Genomic DNA, 2,284 nt, shown 5'->3' on the forward strand with positions numbered 1-2,284 from the left:
TCATATACTCATTAATATTCACAGCGTTTCGGTTTATTTTCTTGTTACTATTTGATATCGTTATTCAATTTTCAATGTGCTAAATTTAGGATATTCAGAGACGGTTCGCTTGCGAAAACTTCTGTAGAAAAATAGGAAACTGACGCTGTGTTCCATGAACACAAGGAAGTTTATCTTTTTTCCTAAGAAGTTAGTCTCGTATTCAACTTCACTTCTTTATTAAGTTCAGTAGGATTCTATCCTAATGGAGCCTAGCGGGATCGAACCGCTGACCTCCTGCGTGCAAAGCAGGCGCTCTCCCAGCTGAGCTAAGGCCCCGTACAATACATAGTTGTACTCTATTTTATTTTTTCGCGATACTCTATTGTTAAGTTACCGCTGGTCCCTGTCGTGCGCTAACGCTTCGACAAAGGCGAACTGGCGTTCTCCTTAGCTGAGCTAAGGCCCCACAAGACCTCTCAAAACTAAACAAGACAAACTCAATGGCTTCCGTTTTCCTTAGAAAGGAGGTGATCCAGCCGCACCTTCCGATACGGCTACCTTGTTACGACTTCACCCCAATCATCTATCCCACCTTAGGCGGCTGGCTCCTTACGGTTACCTCACCGACTTCGGGTGTTACAAACTCTCGTGGTGTGACGGGCGGTGTGTACAAGGCCCGGGAACGTATTCACCGCGGCGTGCTGATCCGCGATTACTAGCGATTCCGACTTCATGTAGGCGAGTTGCAGCCTACAATCCGAACTGAGACTGGCTTTCAGAGATTAGCTTGCCGTCACCGGCTTGCGACTCGTTGTACCAGCCATTGTAGCACGTGTGTAGCCCAGGTCATAAGGGGCATGATGATTTGACGTCATCCCCACCTTCCTCCGGTTTATTACCGGCAGTCTCGCTAGAGTGCCCAACTCAATGATGGCAACTAACAATAAGGGTTGCGCTCGTTGCGGGACTTAACCCAACATCTCACGACACGAGCTGACGACAACCATGCACCACCTGTCACCGATGTTCCGAAGAAACTTCCTATCTCTAGAAATAGCATCGGGATGTCAAGACCTGGTAAGGTTCTTCGCGTTGCTTCGAATTAAACCACATGCTCCACCGCTTGTGCGGGCCCCCGTCAATTCCTTTGAGTTTCAACCTTGCGGTCGTACTCCCCAGGCGGAGTGCTTAATGCGTTAGCTGCGGCACTAAGTCCCGGAAAGGACCTAACACCTAGCACTCATCGTTTACGGCGTGGACTACCAGGGTATCTAATCCTGTTCGCTCCCCACGCTTTCGAGCCTCAGCGTCAGTTACAGACCAGAGAGCCGCTTTCGCCACCGGTGTTCCTCCATATATCTACGCATTTCACCGCTACACATGGAATTCCACTCTCCCCTTCTGCACTCAAGTTAAACAGTTTCCAAAGCCTACAATGGTTGAGCCACTGCCTTTCACTTCAGACTTTTCTAACCGCCTGCGCTCGCTTTACGCCCAATAAATCCGGACAACGCTCGGGACCTACGTATTACCGCGGCTGCTGGCACGTAGTTAGCCGTCCCTTTCTGGTTAAGTACCGTCACAGCATGAACTTTCCATTCTCACACTCGTTCTTCCTTAACAACAGAGCTTTACGATCCGAAAACCTTCTTCACTCACGCGGCGTTGCTCGGTCAGGGTTCCCCCCATTGCCGAAGATTCCCTACTGCTGCCTCCCGTAGGAGTCTGGGCCGTGTCTCAGTCCCAGTGTGGCCGATCACCCTCTCAGGTCGGCTATGTATCGTTGCCTAGGTAGGCCTTTACCCTACCTACTAGCTAATACAACGCAGGTCCATCTACTAGCGATGCAATTGCATCTTTTAAGCATCTAACATGTGTTACATACTGTTATGCGGTATTAGCTATCGTTTCCAATAGTTATCCCCCTCTAATAGGCAGGTTACCTACGCGTTACTCACCCGTTCGCAACTCACAGTCTATGGTGTAGCAAGCTACGGTATAAACTGTGCGTCCTACTTGCATGTATTAGGCACGCCGCCAGCGTTCGTCCTGAGCCAGGATCAAACTCTCATATAAAGTTTGAGCTCTCACTCATTTCTGTCACTGACAGATTTATTGTTTCTTCTTAATGTTTGACGGACTGTCTTCTTAAACAGTCGCCTGCACATTGGTTCGTCTTGTTCAGTTTTCAAAGGTCTTTGTCGCCCCTCAAGCGACAACTATCTTAGTATATCACCTCCTCCTCTTCTTGTCAATACCTTTTTTCATCTTTTTTTATTTTCTTAAACTTTTTCTTTCAATT

1 tRNA gene and 1 rRNA gene are annotated in these 2,284 nt (G+C 48.2%); both read right to left on the minus strand.

The features are described from left to right. Nucleotides 1-245: 245 nt before the first annotated feature. A tRNA-Ala gene (locus ANG_RS10630) sits at nucleotides 246-318 on the minus strand. A gap of 184 nt (nucleotides 319-502) precedes the next feature. Next, nucleotides 503-2,058: ribosomal RNA gene (locus tag ANG_RS10635) — 16S ribosomal RNA — on the minus strand. Nucleotides 2,059-2,284 lie beyond the last annotated feature (226 nt).

This window comes from Streptococcus anginosus subsp. whileyi MAS624 (genome assembly GCF_000478925.1).
Lineage (GTDB): Bacteria > Bacillota > Bacilli > Lactobacillales > Streptococcaceae > Streptococcus > Streptococcus whileyi.